The 19,236-nt window shown below is 73.4% G+C and carries 2 protein-coding genes; both read right to left on the bottom strand.

Annotated elements, in window-relative coordinates:
• Position 1 precedes the first annotated feature (1 nt).
• Positions 2–9,307: a type I polyketide synthase gene (locus ACLJQE_RS24450; protein ID WP_410641658.1), complete on the bottom strand. Its 9,306-nt coding sequence runs from the start codon at positions 9,305–9,307 to the stop codon at positions 2–4.
• Positions 9,308–9,353: 46 nt separating this feature from the next.
• The gene (locus ACLJQE_RS24445) at positions 9,354–19,202 is read right to left on the bottom strand and encodes a type I polyketide synthase (protein WP_410641657.1); all 9,849 of its coding nucleotides are present in this window, start codon (positions 19,200–19,202) and stop codon (positions 9,354–9,356) included.
• Positions 19,203–19,236: the final 34 nt, after the last annotated feature.

Genomic DNA, 19,236 nt, shown 5'->3' with positions numbered 1-19,236 from the left:
GTCAGGAGATCCCGAGATCCCTGTCGATCAGTTCGAAGAGCTCTTCGTTCGTGGCGGCGCCGAGCCGGCCGTCGACACCGTCACCGGCGCCGGACGCCTTGCTCACGTTCGCCAGCAGCGTTTCCAGCCGCATGACCACCCGCATCCGCCCCAGGTCGTCGGCGGCGCGGCCGGCGAGGACCTCCTCGAGGCGGTCGAGCTCCCCACCCGACGGCAGGTCCGGCTCGGTCACCTCGCCGAGCGCCTCGGCCTGGAGGTGGGCCGCGAGCGCCAGCGGGGTCGGGTAGTCGAACACCAGGGTCGACGGGAGCCGCAACCCGGTCGCGGACCCGAGCCGGTCCCGGAGCTCGACCGCGGTCAGCGAGTCGAACCCGAGCTCGCGGAACGCCCGGCCCGGCTCGACGTCGCCGCCGGCCGCGTGGCCGATCACCGCCGCCGCGTGCTCGCGGACCATGGTGAGGACCACGTCGTTCCGGTCGGTCTCGGGCAGCAGTGCCAGGCTCGACCGGAACTCGTCGACCGCCTTGGCGATGTCCGCGCTGTCCTCCGCCGGCGCCTCGGCGATCCGGCGCACCTGCGGGATGTCGCCGATCAGCGGGCGGGCGCCCGCGACCGTGAACACCGGCGCGAACCGCTCCCAGTCGACGTCGGCCAGCACGACCGCGCCGTCGTGGTTGTCGATCGCCCGGCCCAGCGCGGCGACCGCCGGCTCCGGGTCGAGCATGGGGGTGCCGATCCGGCGCAGCGACTCCGCCGCGCCCGCGGTGGTCATGCCGCCGTCACTCCACGGTCCCCACGCCACGGACAGCACCGGCGCGCCCTGCGCGCGTCGTCGTTCCGCGGTGGCGTCCAGGTACGCGTTCGCCGCGGCGTACGCGCCGTGGTCCCCGACGCCCCAGACCGCCGAAACCGACGAGAAGTACACGACGGCGTCGAGGTCGCCGGCGTCCAGCAGCTCGTCGAAGTGCTTCGCGCCCAGCACCTTCGCCGACCCGATCGCGGCGAAGTCGGCCGCGGTCGTCTCCGTGAGCGGCAGCAACTGCCCGATCCCGGCGGTGTGGACCACGGCCCGCACGGGATCGCCGGCCTCGGCCAGCCCGTCGACGAGCTTCGCGACGGCGGCCCGGTCCGCCACGTCGCAGGCCGCGACCGCGGCCCGGACGCCGAGCCCGGACAGTTCGGCGACCAGTTCCGCCGCGCCGTCCGCCTGCTCGCCCCGGCGGCTGAGCAGCACGATGTGCTCCGCGCCCCGGCCGGCGAGCCAGCGGGCGGTGTGCCCGCCGAGCGCGCCGGTGCCACCGGTGATGACGATCGTGCCCCGGGGCTCCCACGGCGGCGCCGTCGCCGCGCCGATCGGCGCGGGCAGCAGCCGCCGCACGAAGACCCCGGCCGGGCGGATCGCCAGCTGGTCCTCGCCGTCGGCCCGGGCCAGCAGCCCGGCCAGCCGGTTCAGCACCGGGGCGTCGATCAGCTCGGGGAGGTCGATCAGCCCGCCCCACCGGCGCGGCTGCTCCAGGGCGGCGACCCGGCCGAGCCCCCACACCTGCGCCTGCTCGGGCCGTCCGAGCAGGTCGTCCGCACCGACGGACACCGCGGTGCGGGTCACCAGCCACAGCGGCGCCTCGAGGTCGGCCGCCGCCATCGCCCGCACGAGGTTCAGCGCCGCGAACGCGCTGATCGGACGGCCTTCGTGCGCGGGGTGGTCCCCGGGGTCGGCGAACAGCAGCGACAGCACCCCGGAAACCGGGTCGTTGTTCCGCCGGGCGACCCGGAACTCTTCGGTCAGGTCCGTGATGTCGTCGTTCGCGCCGTCGACCGGGATCGGCACGACAACGGCGCCGCGCTCGCCGAGCTCCGCCGCGCACGCCAGCACCGCGTCGTCGCTGCCGCGCCCGGCGGGCACCGCGAGCAGCCAGACGCCGGACAGGCCGGCCGGGCCGGTCCCGGGGGCGGGCTTCCAGCTCACCCGGTGCCGCCAGCCGTCCACAACGGACTGGGTGCGCCGTTCCCGGCGCCACGTGGACAGCACGGGCAGCAGCGAGCCGATCGAGTCCTCGGTGCCCGGGTCGAGGCGCAGGGTCCCGGCGAGCGCCGAGACGTCCGCACGTCCGACGGCGTCCCAGAATTCCGCGTCGAGCTCGTCGACGGCGCTCTCGCGCGGCTCCGGCGGTTCGACCCAGAAGTGCCCGCGCTGGAAGGCGTAGGTGGGCAGCTCGATCCGCGACCCGCCGGCCACGAACGACGTCCAGTCCACGTCGGCGCCGCGCACGTACGCCCGCGCCACCGCGGTGATCAGCGTGCCGGCTTCGGCCCGGTCCTTGCGCAGGGCCGGGAGGAACACCGCGTCGGGGGCGCTGTCCGGGCCCATCGCGGCCAGGGTTCCGCCGGGTCCCAGTTCCAGGTACGTCCGGACACCCAGCCCGGCCAGCGTGCCCACGGCGTCACCGAACCGGACGGTCCGGCGCACCTGCTCCACCCAGTACCCGGGTTCGGAGACTTCGGCGAGCTGCCCGGTCACCGTCGAAACGATCGGCGTCGACGGTTCCCCGAATTCCACCGTCTCGAGCACCTCACGGAGGTCTTCGAGCATCGGCTCCATCAAGGCCGAGTGGAACGCGTGGCTGACCCGCAGCGTGGTCGTCTTCACCCCGGTCGCGGCGAACCGCGCCACCACCGGCTCGATCTCGGCCTGCGGACCCGACACCACGACCGACAACGGCCCGTTGATCGCGGCGACCTCGACACCCGTCGCCGCGACCTCGGCTTCGGATGCCTGGATCGAAGCCATCACCCCGCCGGCAGGCAGGGCCTGCATCAGCCGGCCCCGCGCCGCCACGACCCGGGCCGCGTCCGCCAGCGACCACACACCGGCCACGTGGGCCGCGGCCAGTTCACCGATGGAGTGCCCGGCGAGATGATCCGGCCGCACGCCCCAGGAAGTCACCAACCGGTACAACGCGACCTCGACCGCGAACAACCCGGCCTGGGCGTACACCGTCTGATCCAGCAAGGCACCGTCGTCGAACACGACGTCCCGCACCCCGCGGTCGAGGTGCTGATCAAGTTCCGCGCAGACGGCGTCGAAGGCGTCGGCGAACACCGGGAAGGCGTCATACAGCTCCCGGCCCATCCCCACCCGCTGGGAACCCTGCCCGGAGAACAACACCCCGAGCCCGCCGGAGACCACCGAGCCCGAGGCGATCTCGGCGCCGTCCAGCAGCACCGCCCGGTGGTCGAACACCGAGCGGCCGGTCACCAGCGAATACCCGACGTCCACCCGCGACAGCTCCGGCCGGGACGCCACGAAGGACCGCAGCCGCTCGACTTGCGCGGCCAGTGCCGCTCTGGTGCGGCCCGACACCACCCACGGCACCGGGGAAACCGGCGCGGACCGCGGCGGTTCCGCGATCGGAGGAGCTTGTTCGATGATGAGGTGCGCGTTGGTGCCGCTGATCCCGAACGAGGACACCGCGGCCCGGCGGGGCTCCCCCGTCTCGGGCCAGTCGCGCTGCTCGGTCAGCAGCTCGATCGCACCCGCTTCCCAGTCCACAACGGACGACGGCTCGTCGACGTGCAGCGTCTTGGGCAGCACGCCGTGCCGCATCGCCTGCACCATCTTGATCACCCCGGCGACACCGGCGGCGGACTGCGTGTGCCCGATGTTGGACTTGATCGACCCCAGCCACACCGGCTCGTCCGCGGGGCGGTCCCGCCCGTAGGTCGCCAGCAACGCCTGCGCTTCGATCGGGTCACCCAGCTTCGTGCCCGTGCCGTGCGCCTCCACCGCGTCCACGTCGGCGGTGGTCAGCCCCGCGTCGGCCAGCGCCTGGGCGATGACCCGCTGCTGCGACGGGCCGTTCGGAGCACTCAGCCCGTTGGAAGCGCCGTCGGAGTTCACCGCCGAACCACGCACCACCGCCAGCACCGGATGCCCGAACCGCTGCGCGTCCGAGAGCCGCTCCAGCAACACCATCCCGAGACCCTCGCCCCAGCCGGTGCCGTCGGCGGCCTGCGCGAACGACTTGCACCGCCCGTCACCGGCCAGCCCGCCCTGCTTGTCGAATTCGGCGAAGGCCGTCGGGGTCGCCATCACGGTGACACCGCCGGCCAGCGCCAGAGCGCACTCGCCGGACCGCAACGCCCGCACGGCCAGGTGCATCGCCACCAACGACGACGAACACGCCGTGTCCACGGTCACGGACGGCCCTTCGAACCCCAGCGCGTACGAGATCCGGCCCGAGATCACCGCGGTGGCCGTGCCGGTCAGCCCGTACCCGTCGGCGTTCGCGGCGAGCTCCGGGGTGGCGCTCCCGTACCCCTGCGACGACGCCCCGATGTAGACCCCGGTGCCGCTGCCGTGCTGGGTGTGCGGCGCGATGCCCGCGTGCTCGAACGCCTCCCACGAGGCTTCCAGCAGCAGCCGCTGCTGCGGGTCCATCGCGACCGCTTCGCGCGGGGAGATCCCGAAGAACCCCGGGTCGAACTCCCCCGCGTTCGCCAGGAACCCGCCCTGCCGGGTGTACCGGCTGTCGTGGGCGTCCGGCCAGCCGCGGTCACGCGGGAACCCGGAGATCGCGTCCTCACCGCGGCTCAGCAGGTCCCACAGCTGCTCGGGATCACCGACGCCGCCGGGGAAGCGGCAGCTCATCCCGACGATGGCCACCGGGTCGTCGGACACCACGCCCGGCCCCGGCACGGTCAGGGACTCGTCGGTGCCGCCCAGGCATTCCCGCAGGAGGTGCTTCGACAGCACGTTGGCGTTCGGGTAGTCGAAAACGATGGTGGTGGGCAGCCGCAGCCCGGTCACCGCGCTCAGCCGGCCGCGCATCTCCACCGCGGTCAGCGAGTCGAAACCGAGCTCGCGGAACGCCCGCGCCGGGTCCAAGCCGGCCGGGTCCGCGAAGCCCAGCACCGCCGAAGCTTCGGTCCGCACCAGGTCCTTCACCACCCCGAGCCGGTCCGCCTCGGCCACGCCGGCCAGCATCGCCTGGAACTCCGTGACCGTCCCGGCGACTTCGTCCTGGGCCACCGCGGCGGCGTCACGGATGGCTGCGAACTCGGGGAGATCGGCCAGCAACGTGCTCGGGCGGGCGACGGTGAAGCTCGGTACGAAGCGGTCCCACCGCACGTCCGCCACCGTCACCAGCGGCTCGCCGGACCCCACGGCAACACCCAGCGCGGCCAGGGAGAGCTGCGGATCCATCGTCGGCAGCCCGACCCGGGCGAGGCGTTCCTCCGCCGCGTCCTTCGCCATGCCACCGCCGGCCCACGCACCCCAGGCGATCGACGTCGCCGTGCGCCCACGCGCACTGCGGTACTGCGCGAGACCGTCGAGATAGGCGTTACCCGCGGCATAGGCACCCTGCCCACCACTGCCCCACACGCCCGAGATCGAGGAGAACAACACGAACGCGTCCAGCTCGGTGTCCCCGAACACGGTGTCGAGGTTCGCCGCACCGGCGACCTTCGCCGTCACCACGGCGGCGTAGTCGGCCGCGCTGGTCTCGGCGATCGGGTTCAGCTGCGAGACACCCGCGGTGTGCACGACAGCGGTGATGTCCGCACCCTGTTCGCGCAGTCCCGCCACCACGGACGCCAGCGCGCCGAGGTCGGCGACGTCACAGGCCACAATGGACACCCGGGTGCCCCCGGCCGCCAGCTGCTCCCGCACCCGGGTGGCGCCTTCGGCCGCCGGGCCGCTGCGCGAGAGCAGCACCAGGTGCTCGGCGCCCGCGTCGGCCGCCCACTGCGCGGTGAGCAACCCCAGACCACCGGTGCCACCGGTGATCAGCACCGTGCCCCGCGGACACCACGACGCCACCGAGGCGGTGACGGGTGCGTGGACCAAACGGCGGGCGAACACCCCCGAAGACCGGATCGCCACCTGATCCTCACCACCGGCGAGAACGTCCCGCAGCCGGATCGCGGCCCGCGCATCCACCGTCGCGGGCACGTCGACCAGACCACCCCACCACGACGGGTACTCCAGCGCGGCAACCCGGCCGAAACCCCACGTCATCGTCTGCGCCGCACTCGACACCGCATCCGACCGGCCGACCGACACCGCACCACTGGTCACCGCCCACACCGGCACCGGGGTCTCCCAGCCCGCGATCAGCTTCACCAGCTCGATCGTGCTCGCCAGCCCCGCCGGCACCGCCGGGTGCACCACACCCGGCGACTCGTCCAAAGCCAGCAACGACACCACACCCGCGATCTCCGGCAGCTCGGCCAACACCCCGGCCGGCTCGCCGCCGGGCTCGACGGTCCGGGTGAGCACGTCGACGCCGGCCGAACGCAGCCCGGCCGCCACGCCCGCCGCGTCACCACCGGCCGGGCACACCACCAGCCACGTCCCCGCCACCACACCGCTCGAACCCGGGACGGGCACCCACTCGACCCGGTACGCCCACGAGTCCACTGTGGAGCGATCACGGTTCCGCCGCCGCCACGACGACAACGCGGGCAGCGCGGCCTCCAGGGACTCCGCCTCGCCGTCCGCCAAACCGTCCGCCAGCACATCGAGGTCACCCTGCTCGACGGCGGCCCAGAAGCCGTCCTGCACGACGTCCCCGCGGCCGGAAGCCACCGCGGCCGGAGCCTCGGGCCAGTAACGCCGGTGCTGGAAGGCGTAGGTCGGCAGCTCGACCCGCTGCGGCCGGTGCCCCGCGTAGAAGGCCGCCCAGTCGACCGCGACCCCCTCGGTGTGGGCGTGCGCGAGCGCGGTCAGGAACTGCGTGGCCTCGTCGCGGTCCCGCTGCAGCGTCCCCAACGCCACCGCGTCACCGGCGGCGGCGTCGAAGGTCTCGTTGAGGGCCATCGTCAGCACCGGGTGCGGGCTGACCTCGACGAACACGGTGTGCCCCTGGGCCAGCAACGCTTCCGTCGCGGAGTGGAAGCGCACCGGGTTGCGCAGGTTCCGGTACCAGTAACCGGCATCGAGCTCGGTGGTCTCGAGCAGGTCCCCGGTGAGCGTGGAACAGAACGGCACCGGACCGGCCTGCGGGCTGATCCCCGCCAGCGCCGTGCCCAGTTCCTGCTCCAGCGCCTCGACCTGGACGGAGTGGGCGGCGTAGCCGATCGCGACGCGCGACGCGCGCACACCGTGTTCGGCGCACCACGCCAGCACCTCCTCGACCCCGGCCGGGTCGGCGGAGACGACCACGGATGCGGGACCGTTGACCGCGGCGACCTGGGCGTCCCAGACCGGAAGCTGCTCGGCAGGCAGGGCGACCGACACGAGCCCGCCGTCTCCCGCCAGTGCCCGCAGCGCCCGCGACCGCAGCGCGACGACCTGGGCGCCGTCCGCCAGCGACAGCGCACCCGCCACGCACGCCGCGGCGATTTCCCCCTGCGCGTGGCCGACGACCGCACCGGGCTGCACCCCGCACGCCTGCCACAGCCGGGCCAGCGACACCATCACCGCCCACAGCACGGGCTGCACCAGGTCGTCGCGCTCCAGCACCACCGGTTCCGCCAGCACCTCGGTCAGCGACCACGGCACCCACGGCGCAAGCGCCTGCTCGCACTCGGCCATCGCCGCCGCGAACACCGGCGACGACTCGAGCAGCCCGGCCGCCATCCCGACCCACTGCGCGCCCTGCCCCGGGAACACGAACACCGGACGCACGGACGGACCGGCGGTGCCTCGCACCACACCCGGCGCGGTGCGTCCGCCGGCCACCGCTTCCAGCCCGGCGCGCAGCCCGGCCGGGTCGGCGGCGACGATCGCGGCGCGGTGTTCGAGCTGCGCGCGGCCGGTGGCCAGCGAATACCCGACGTCCACCGGGGACAGCTGCGGGCGCTCGTCCACCAGCGACAACAGCCGGGCCGCCTGCCCGGCGAGCGCTCCTTCGGACCGGCCCGACAGCACCCACGGGACGGTCGAGCCCGACAGCACCACCTCGGCGCCGGGCTCCGGGGTTCCCTCCGCCACCACGGGTGCCTGCTCCAAGAGCACGTGCGCGTTGGTGCCGCTCACGCCGAACGACGACACCCCGGCCCGGCGCGGCTGCCCGGTCTCCGGCCAGGCCCGCTGCTCGGTCAGCAGCTCCACCGCACCGGCCGACCAGTCCACCTGCGGCGTCGGGACGTCCACGTGCAACGTCCGCGGCAACACACCGTGGCGCATCGCCTGCACCATCTTGATCACCCCGGCCACTCCCGCGGCCGCCTGGGTGTGCCCGATGTTCGACTTCAACGACCCCAGCCACAACGGACGCTCACGATCCTGCCCATAGGCCGCCAGCAACGCCTGCGCCTCGATCGGGTCACCCAGCGTCGTCCCCGTGCCGTGCGCCTCGACGACGTCGACCTGCTCGGGGCTGAGCCGCGCGCTCTCCAGCGCGCTGGAAATCACCCGCTGCTGGGACGGCCCGTTCGGCGCGGTGAGGCCGCTGCTCGCGCCGTCGGAGTTCACGGCCGAACCCCGGATCACCGCGAGCACCGGATGGCCGTTGCGCCGCGCGTCCGACAGCCGCTCGACCAGCAGCAGGCCGACACCCTCGGACCAGCCGGTGCCGTCGGCCGCGGCCGCGAACGACTTGCACCGCCCGTCGAAGGACAACCCGCCTTGACGCTTGAAGTCGGCGAAGGTGGCGGGGGTCGCCATGACCGTGACCCCGCCCGCCAGTGCCAGCGAGCACTCGTCCTGCCGCAGCGCCTGGCAGGCCAGGTGCAGGGTCACCAGCGACGACGAGCACGCCGTGTCGACGGTGACCGCGGGACCTTCCAGGCCGAGGACGTAGGCCACCCGGCCCGACAGCACGCTGCCCGAGTTCCCGGTGCCGAGGAAGGCTTCCACGCCGTCCGGGAGCGCACCCAGCGTCGCGACGTAGTCGTGGTACATCAGCCCGGCGAAGACACCGGTACGGCTGCCCTTCATCGACGTCGGTGCGATGCCGGCGCGCTCGAAGACCTCCCACGACAGCTCCAGCAGCAGCCGCTGCTGAGGGTCCATCGCCAGCGCTTCGCGGGGCGAAATGCCGAACACCTCGGGGTCGAAGTCACCCGCTTCGTGCAGGAAACCCCCCTCGGGCCACCAGGACGGATCGGGCTGACCCGCGTACAGCGCTTCGACGTCCCACCCGCGGTCCGCGGGAAAGGCGCCGATCGCGTCACCGCCGGAGGTGACGAGCCGCCACAGGTCTTCGGGGTTCGCGACCCCGCCGGGGTACCGGCAGCTCATGCCCACGATCGCGATCGGCTCCCGCTCCCGCTCCTCGATCTCACGCAGGTGACGGCGAGCCTCACGCAGGTCACTGGTGGCCAGCTTGAGGTAGGCGAGGAGCTTTTCCTCGTTCGCCATGGGGGATCACTCCTTGGAAAGCCGGCGAAAGCGACGGGGGCGAGGGTCAGGAAATGCCGAGTTCGTGGTCGATCAGGTCGAATATCTGTTCCGCGGTGGCGGACTCGAGGCTCTCCGCCTCGCCGGGCTGCCCGTCGCCGGTCCACGCCGCCAGCAGCAGCTTCAGCCGCTCGGTGACCTTGGCGCGGCCTTCGTCGTCCGGGGCCACTCCCGCGAAGACGGGCTCCAGCCTGGTCAGCTCGCCGAGCAGCGACCGCGCCGTGACCGAGTGCTCCTCGACCAGCTCCTCCTTGAGGTGGAGCGCGAGCGCCTCGGGGCTGGCGTGGTCGAAGATCAGCGTGGCGGGCAGGCGGAGGCCGGTGATGACGTCGAGCTCGTTGCGCAGCTCGACCGCGGTCAGCGAGTCGAACCCGATCTCCATGAAGCCGCGGCCGACGTCGACCCCGGCCGCGGACGAGTGACCGAGCACGGCGGCGACGGTTTCCCGGACGACGTCGAGCAGGATGCGGTTCCGCTCGTCGTCCGTGCCGGCCGACAGCTTCTCCTTGAGCACCTCGGCGGCGTTCCCGCCGCTCTCGTTCTGCGCCATGGGGCGGGCCGGGAGCCGGATGAGGGACCGCAGCAGCGGCGGCACCGCTTCCGCGACGACGTGCCGCGGATCGGCCGACACCCGCATGGCCAGCACCGCCGGGTGCCCGGCCGCGCAGGCGAGGTCGAAGAGGCTCAGCCCGTGCTCGTCGGACAGCGGCAGCAGGCCGGAGCGGCTCATGCGCGCGACGGTGTCGCCGCCGAGCTGCCCGAGCATGCCGCTGTTCGCCCACGGGCCCCAGGCCAGTGCCACCGCCGGCAGTCCCCTGGCCCGCCGGAATCCGGCCAGCGCGTCGACGAAGGCGTTCGCGGCCGCGTAGTTCCCCTGCCCCGGGCCGCCGAACGTGCCGGCCGCGGAGGAGAACAGCGCGAACAGGGACAGGTCGAGGCCCTCGGTCAGCTCGTGCAGGTGCCAGGAGGCGTCCGCCTTGGGCCGCAGCACCCCGTCGAGGCGCTCCGGGGTCAGCGACGAGATGACGCCGTCGTCGAGCACCCCGGCGGTGTGCACCACCCCGGTCAGGGGATGCTCCGCCGGGATCTCCGCCAGCACGGCCGCCAGCGCGTCCCGGTCGGCCACGTCGCAGGCCACCACCCGCACGGTGGCGCCCGCCCGGGTCAGGTCCGCCGGCAGGTTGACGGCGGCCGGGGAGCCGGGGCCTCGGCGGGAGGCGAGCACGAAGTGCCGCGCACCACGCTCGGCCAGCCGCCGCGCGACCAGCCCGGCCAGTACGCCGGTGCCGCCGGTGATCAGCACGGTGCCCGCCGGGTCCACTTCGGCCGGGGCGCCCGGTTCGGCGGGCACCCGCGCGAGCGCGGGCTTCCAGACTCCGCCGTTCCGCAGCGCCAGCTGCGGCTCGCCGGTGATCACCTCCGGCAGCTTCGCCCGGGACGCTTCGGCGCCGTCGGTGTCCACCAGCACCACGCGGGCGGGGTTCTCCGACTGCACCGACCGGACCAGGCCCCAGATCGCGGCGCCGGCGAGATCCGTGACCGCGTCCTGGGGCCCGGTGCTCACCGCGCCGCCGGTCAGCACCACCAGGAAACCTTCGTCGGCATCCGCGGCCAGCCAGTCCTGGATCTCTCCCAGCACCCGGGCGGTGCGCTCGTGCACCGCGGTCAAGACGTCCGCTTCGGAGCCGGTCGCGTCGAGCAGCTGGTAGGCCATCGCCGGCGCGCCCGTCGTGTGCTCTTCGCTCCACCCGAGCCCGAAGAGCGGGTGGTCGCCGTCCCGGCGGGCGCCTTCGAGCTGCGTCGCGGACACCGGCCGCATCACCAGCGAGTCGATCGAGGCCACCGGCTGCCCGGTGGCGCCGGCGACCGTCAGCGAGACGCCGTCGGATCCGGTTCGCGTGACCTGCACGCGGAGGCTGGTCGCGCCGCCCGCGTGCAGGGAAACACCGCTCCAGGCGAACGGGAGCGAGTTGCGGCCGGCCTCGTTGTCGACGCCGGTGTCGTGCGAGGCGCTCAGGCCGATGGCGTGCAGCGCGGAGTCCAGCAGCGCCGGGTGGAGCCCGAACCGCGCGGCGTCCCCCTTCGCGTCCTCCGGCAGCTCCACTTCGGCGAAGACGTCGGAACCGGTGCGCCAGGCGGCTTTCAGGCCCCGGAAGACCGGTCCGTAGCCGTAGCCGATCTCGGCGAGGTAGTCGTACAGGCCGTCGACCGGGATGCGGGTGGCGCCGGGCGGCGGCCACTCGGTCAGGTCACCGGACCGCTGCTTGGCGGGCTCCTCGGCGAGGGTGCCGCTCGCGTGCCGGGTCCAGGCGTCCCCGGCCTGCTGTTCGTCGCGCGAGTGGATCTGCACCGGCCGCCGTCCGGACCCGGCCGCCGGGCCGACCCAGACCTGCAGGACCACCGCGCCGTTGTCGGGCAGCACGAGCGGCGACTCGATGACGAGCTCCGCCACTTCGGCGCAGCCGGCCCGGTCGCCCGCGGTCGCGGCCAGCTCGACGAAGGCCGTGCCCGGCAACAGGACCGTGCCCAGCACGGTGTGGTCGGCGAGCCAGGGGTGGGTGTGCACGGACAGCCGCCCGGTGAGCAGGAACCCGTCCGCCCCGACGAGGTCGACCCCCGCGCCCAGCAGCGGGTGGTCGACGGCGCCGAGCCCGGCCGCGGTGACGTCGCCCGCGCCGCCCGGCACCCCCGTGAGCCAGAAGTGCTCGTGCTGGAAGGCGTACGTCGGCAGGGGCCGCTGTTCGGCGCCGGTCTTCGCGTAGAACGCGGCCCAGTCCACGGTGACGCCGCGCACGTACGCCCGCGCCAACGCGGTGACCAGGGTGCCGGTCTCGGCGCGGTCCTTGCGCAGCACCGGCACGAACACCGCGCCGGACGCGGAGTCCGCGCCCATCGCGGACAGCGTGCCGCCGGGACCCAGCTCGAGGAAGGTGCGCACCCCGGATTCGGTGAGCGTGCCGACGGCGTCGCCGAAGCGGACGGTCCGGCGGAGCTGCTCCACCCAGTACCCCGGGTCGGCCAGTTCCCCGGCGGTGGCGAGCCGCCCGGTCAGGGTCGACACGATCGGCGTCGACGGCTCCCCGGCGTCCACGCCCTCGAGCACCTGGCGGAACTCTTCGAGCATCGGGTCCATCAACGCCGAGTGGAACGCGTGGCTGACCCGCAGCGTGGTCGTCTTCACCCCGGTCGCGGCGAACCGGGCCGTCACCTGGTCCACGGCCCGCTGCGCACCGGACACGACGACGGAAGCGGGGCCGTTGACCGCGGCCACCGACACGTCGGCGCCCGTGGCCTCGATGGCGACGACGACGTCGGCTTCGGAGGCTTGGACGGAAGCCATCACCCCGCCGGCCGGCAGGGCCTGCATCAGCCGGCCCCGGGCCGCGACGACGCGGGCCGCGTCGGGCAGCGACCACACACCGGCGACGTGCGCCGCGCTCAGCTCGCCGATGGAGTGGCCGGCGAGATGATCCGGCCGCACGCCCCAGGAAGTCACCAACCGGTACAACGCGACCTCGAGCGCGAACAACCCGGCCTGCGCGTACCCGGTCTGCCCGAGCGACTCGTCGTCGCCGAACACCACGTCCCGGACGCCCCGGTCGAGGTGCAGCTCGAGTTCCGCGCACACCGCGTCAAAAGCGTCCGCGAACACCGGGAAGGCGTCATACAGCTCCCGGCCCATCCCCACCCGCTGGGAGCCCTGCCCGGAGAACAACACCCCGAGCCGGCCGGGGACGACGGAGCCCGAGGCGATCTCGGTGCCGTCCAGCAGCACGGCGCGGTGGTCGAACACCGATCGGCCGGTCACCAGCGAATACCCGACGTCCACCGGCGACAGCTCCGGGTGGGCGCCGGTGAAGGACCGCAGCCGCTCGACCTGCGCGGCCAGTGCCGCTTCGGTGCGGCCCGACACCACCCACGGCGTCGCCGGCGCGACCGGCGGTTCCGGGGCGCCCGGCTCGACCGGCGGCGCCTGCTCGACGATGACGTGCGCGTTGGTCCCGCTCACCCCGAAGGACGACACCCCCGCCCGGCGCGGGGCCCCGGTCTCGGGCCAGTCCCGCCGCTCGGTCAGCAGCTCGACCGCACCGGCTGTCCAGTCCACATGGGACGACGGCGCGTCGACGTGCAGCGTCTTGGGCAGCACGCCGTGCCGCATCGCCTGCACCATCTTGATGATCCCGGCGACCCCCGCGGCGGCCTGGGTGTGCCCGATGTTCGACTTGATCGAGCCCAGCCAGAGCGGTCGCTCCCGGCCCTGCCCGTAGGTCGCCAGCAGCGCCTGCGCTTCGATCGGGTCACCCAGCCGGGTGCCCGTGCCGTGCGCCTCCACCGCGTCCACGTCGGCGGTGGTCAGGCCCGCGTCGGCCAGTGCCTGGGCGATGACCCGCTGCTGCGACGGGCCGTTCGGAGCACTCAATCCGTTGGAAGCGCCGTCCTGGTTCACCGCCGAGCCCCGCACCACCGCCAGCACCGGGTGCCCGAGCCGCTGCGCGTCGGAAAGCCGCTCCAGCAGCACCATCCCGACGCCTTCACCCCAGCCGGTGCCGTCGGCGGCCTGCGCGAACGACTTGCACCGCCCGTCACCGGCCAGCCCGCCCTGCTTGTCGAATTCGGCGAAGGCGGTCGGCGTCGACATCACGGTCACGCCACCGGCCAGCGCCAGAGCGCACTCGCCGGACCGCAGCGCCCGCATCGCCAGGTGCACCGCCACCAACGACGACGAGCACGCCGTGTCGACCGTGACCGCCGGGCCCTCAAGCCCCAGGGAGTACGAGATCCGGCCGGACATCACCGCGCTGGCGGTGCCGGTCAGGCCGTAGCCATCGGCGCCGGCGAGCTCCGGGGCGGCACTGCCGTACCCCTGCGACGACGCTCCGATGTAGACCCCGGTGCCGCTGCCGTGCTGGGTGTGCGGCGCGATGCCCGCGTTCTCCAGCGCCTCCCACGAGGCCTCCAGCAGCAGCCGCTGCTGCGGGTCCATCGCCAGCGCCTCGCGCGGGCTGATGCCGAAGAAGCCGGGATCGAACTCCCCGGCGGCCGACAGGAAACCACCCTGGTGCGTGTACGGGCTGTCCCGCTCCTCCGGCCAGCCACGATCGTGCGGGAACCCGGAGATGGCGTCTTCACCGCGGCTCAGCAGGTCCCACAGCCGCTCGGGATCGTCGACACCGCCGGGGAAGCGGCAGCTCATCCCGACGATCACGATCGGGTCATCGGCGGCCGCACCACGCGGACCCGCCGTCACCGCCGGTGAATCCCCGGCGCGGCCAAGGCATTCGGCCAGCAGGTGCTGCGAGAGCACGTTCACGTTCGGGTAGTCGAAGACCACCGTGGTCGGCAGCCGCAAGCCCGTCACGGCGGACAGCCGGCCGCGCACCTCCACCGCGGTCAGCGAGTCGAAACCAAGCTCGCGGAACGCCCGCGCCGGATCCAGCCCGTCCGGGTCGGGGAAGCCGAGGACGGCCGCGGCCTCGGCCCGCACGACGTCCTTCACCAGGCCGAGCCGCTCCGCCTCGCCGACGCCCGCCAGCATCGCCTGGAACTCCGAAACCGCTCCGGCCGCATCGTCCTGGGCCACCGCGGCGGCCTCGTCAATGGTCCGGACCTCGGGGAGATCGGCCAGCAGCGTGCTCGGGCGGGCGACGGTGAAACTGGGCGCGAAGCGGTCCCACCGCACGTCCGCCACCGTCACCAGCGGCTCCGTGGACCCCGCGGCCGCACCCATCGCGGCGAGGGTCAGCTGCGGATCCATCGTCGGCAGGCCGACCCGGGTCAGCATCTCCTCCACGGTGCCGCGGGCCATGCCGCCACCGCCCCAGGCGCCCCAGGCGATCGACGTCGCCGTGCGCCCACGGGAGCGGCGGTACTGCGCGAGACCGTCGAGATAGGCGTTACCCGCGGCATAAGCACCCTGCCCGCCACTGCCCCACACCGCCGCGAGGGACGAGAACAGCACAAACGCGTCCAGAGGGGTGTCCCCGAACACGGTGTCGAGGTTCGCCGCGCCCGCGACCTTGGCGGTCACGACACCGGCGTATTCGTCGGCACTGGTCTCCACGATCGAAGTCAGCTGCGAGACACCCGCGGTGTGCACCACGGCGGTGATGTCCGCACCCTGTTCGCGCAGGCTCGTCACCGCGGCCCGGAGGGCGTCGAGGTCGGCGACGTCGCAAGCCAGCACCGAGACCCGGGTACCCCCGGCCTCCAGCTGCTCCCGCACTCGCGTGGCGCTCTCGGCCGCCGGGCCGCTGCGGGAAAGCAGCACCAGGTGCTCGGCACCGGCGTCGGCGGCCCACTGCGCGATCAACGAACCCAGACCACCGGTGCCACCGGTGATCAGCACCGTGCCCCGCGGACACCACGACGTCACCGGAGTGGTGGCCGGTGCGTGGACCAGGCGGCGGGCGAACACCCCCGAGGAGCGGATCGCGACCTGATCCTCCGCACCGGTGAGGACGTCCCGCAGCCGGGCCGCGGCCCGCGCATCCACCGTCGCGGGCACGTCGACCAGACCACCCCACCACGACGGGTACTCCAGCGCGGCAACCCGGCCGAAACCCCACGTCATCGTCTGCGCCGCACTCGACACCGCATCCGACCGGCCGACCGACACCGCACCACTGGTCACCGCCCACACCGGAACCGGGGTCTCCCAGCCCGCGATCAGCTTCACCAGTTCCACGGTGTCCGCCAAGCCCGACGGCACCGCCGGGTGCACCACACCCGGCGACTCGTCCAAAGCCAGCAACGACACCACACCCGCGATCTCCGGCAGATCGGCCAACACCCCGGCCGGCTCGCCGCCGGGCTCGACGGTCCGGGTGATCACCTCGACGCCGGCCGACGCCAATCCGGCGCCGACACCCCGGTCGTCACCGCGGGCCGGGCACAGCACGAGCCACGTCCCCGGCATCGCGCCGCTCCGGCTCGAGACGGGTGCCCATTCGACCCGGTACGACCAGGAGTCCACAGTGGAGCGATCGCGGTTCCGCCGTCGCCACGACGACAAAGCGGGCAGCGCGGCCTGCAGCGACTCCGCTTCCCCGACGGCGAGTCCATCCGAAAGCACATCGAGATCGGCTTGCTCGACCGCGTCCCAGAACCCGTCGTGCACCGCATCCCCGGCACCGGAGGCCACCGTGGCCACCGCTTCGGGCCAGTAACGCCGGCGCTGGAAGGCATACGTGGGCAGCTCGACCCGCTGCGGCCGGAGACCGGCGTAGAAGGCCGTCCAGTCCACGCTGACGCCCTTGGTGTGGGCGTGCGCGAGCGCGGTCAGGAACTGCGTCGGCTCGTCACGGTCACGCTGCAACGTCCCCAACGCCACCGCGTCACCGGCGGCGGCGTCGAAGGTCTCGTTGAGGGCCATCGTCAGCACCGGGTGCGGACTCATCTCCAGGAACACCGTGTGTCCTTGAGCCAGCAACGCTTCGGTGGCGGTGTGGAACAGCACCGGGTTGCGCAGATTCCGGTACCAGTAGCCCCCGTCCAGCTCGGTCGTGTCGAGCAGTGCCCCGGTCAACGTGGAGTAGAACGGCACCGTCGCGCTCTGGGGGCTGATCCCCGCCAGCACGGTGTCGAGTTCCTTCTCCAGCTCTTCGACCTGCACAGAGTGCGACGCGTAGTCCACGGCGATCCTCTTGGCGCGCACGCCCCGTTCGTCACACCACGCCAGGATCTTCTCCACCCCGGCCGGATCCGCCGACACCACCACCGACGCAGGACCATTGACCGCAGCGACCGCCGCCCAGCCCGGGAGCTCACCGGCCGGCAACGCGACCGACACCATTCCCCCACCACCGGCGAGCGCCCGGATCGCCAACGACCGCAACGCAACCACCTTCGCGCCATCGTCCAGCGACAACGCACCCGCCACACACGCGGCGGCGATTTCACCCTGGGAGTGCCCCACCACCGCACCGGGCTGCACACCACACGCCTGCCAAAGGCGAGCCAAGGAGACCATCACGGCCCACAGCACCGGCTGCACCACGTCAACCCGCGCCAGCATCTCCGAATCAGCGAGCACCTCGGTCAGAGACCACGGCACCCACGTCGACAGCGCCTGCTCACACTCGGCCATCGCACCCGCGAACACCGCGGAAGACTCGAGCAACCCCGTCGCCATGCCGACCCACTGCGCACCCTGACCCGGGAACACGAACACCGGCCGCACCGACCGCACCGAAACACCACGCACCACGCCCGACGCGGAACGGTTGTCGCGGATCGCTTCCAGCCCCGCCAGCAGCGCCGCCCGGTCCCCGCCGACCACAGCGGCACGGTGGTCCAGGCCCGCCCGGCCCGTCGCCAGCGAATACCCGACGTCCACCGACGCCAGGTCCGGCCGTTCCCGCAGCCACGACAGCAACCGCGCGGCCTGCTCCGCCAGCGCGCCCTCGGTCTGCCCCGACACGACCCACGACGCCGCCGGCGTCGACAGCACGGCCGCGCCCTCCGCGGCCGGCGGTTCCGCCGGCACGGGCGCCTGCTCCAGGATCACGTGCGCGTTGGTGCCGCTCATCCCGAAGGACGACACCCCGGCCCGGCGCGGCTGCCCGGTCTCCGGCCACGCGCGCTGCTCGGTCAGGACCGCGACGGCGCCGGCCGACCAGTCCACCTTCGGCGTCGGCTCGTCCACGTGCAGCGTCCGCGGCAGCACCCCGTGCCGCATCGCCAGCACCATCTTGATCACCCCGGCCACCCCGGCCGCGGCCTGGGTGTGCCCGATGTTCGACTTCAACGACCCCAGCCACAGCGGGGCGCCGGCCCGATCGCGGCCGTAGGTCGCCAGCAGCGCCTCGGCCTCGATCGGGTCGCCCAGCGCCGTGCCCGTGCCGTGCGCCTCGACGGCGTCCACTTCGGACGGGGACAGCCGGGCACTCGCGAGGGCCTGCAGGATCACTCGCTGCTGCGACGGGCCGTTCGGCGCGGTAAGGCCGTTCGACGCACCGTCGGAGTTCACCGCCGAGCCGCGGATCACCGCCAGCACGGGGTGGCCGTTGCGCTGCGCGTCCGACAGCCGCTCCACGACGAGGACGCCGACGCCCTCGGCCCAGGACGTACCGTCCGCCTCGCCGGAGAACGTCTTGCAGCGGCCGTCGGCGGCGAGGCCGCCCTGCTCGCTGAACCCGTAGAACGCGCTCGGCGTCGCCATCACGGTCGCGCCACCGGCCAGCGCGAGGGAGCATTCACCCTGCCGCAGCGCCTGGCAGGCGAGATGCAGCGTGACCAGGGACGTCGAGCACGCGGTGTCCACCGAGACCGCGGACCCCTCCAGCCCCAGCGCGTAGGCGATCCGGCCGGAGACCACGCTGGCCGCCGTGCCGGTGAGGATGTACCCCCCGATCCCCTCGGGGGCCTTCAGCAGCAACGTGCCGTAGTCCTGGCCGGTGGTCCCGGCGAAGACGGCGGTCCGGGTCGTCTTGAGCGAAGCCGGGTCGATCCCGGCCCGCTCCAGCGCTTCCCACGAGGTCTCCAGCAGCAGCCGCTGCTGGGGGTCCATCGCCAGCGCCTCGCGCGGTGAGATCCCGAAGAACGCGGGATCGAAGTCACCGACGTCGTCCAGGAAGCCACCCTCTTGCGCGAACGCGGGTGGATCGGCCGGGGCGGCCGCGCCGTCGAGCTGCCAGCCGCGGTCGGCCGGGAAGCCGGCGATCGCGTCCTGCTCGGCGGTCAGCAGCCGCCACAGCTCGTCGGGGGTGCGCACGCCACCGGGGAACCGGCACCCCATCGACACGATGGCAATCGGCTCCCGGTTGCCGGCCTCGACCTCGCGTAGTCGCTGTCGCGTCTGATGCAGGTCTCCGGTGACCCACTTGAGGTACTCGCGCAGCGTCTGTTCATTCGCCATTCAATTGCACCTCTGGGCCCGACGGCAAAATACC

Origin of the sequence: Amycolatopsis sp. lyj-346, assembly GCF_046548975.1 — a bacterium.
Taxonomy (GTDB): domain Bacteria; phylum Actinomycetota; class Actinomycetes; order Mycobacteriales; family Pseudonocardiaceae; genus Amycolatopsis.
The sequence above is the reverse complement of the archived record's forward strand: the minus strand, read 5'-3'. Positions and strand labels throughout refer to the sequence as shown.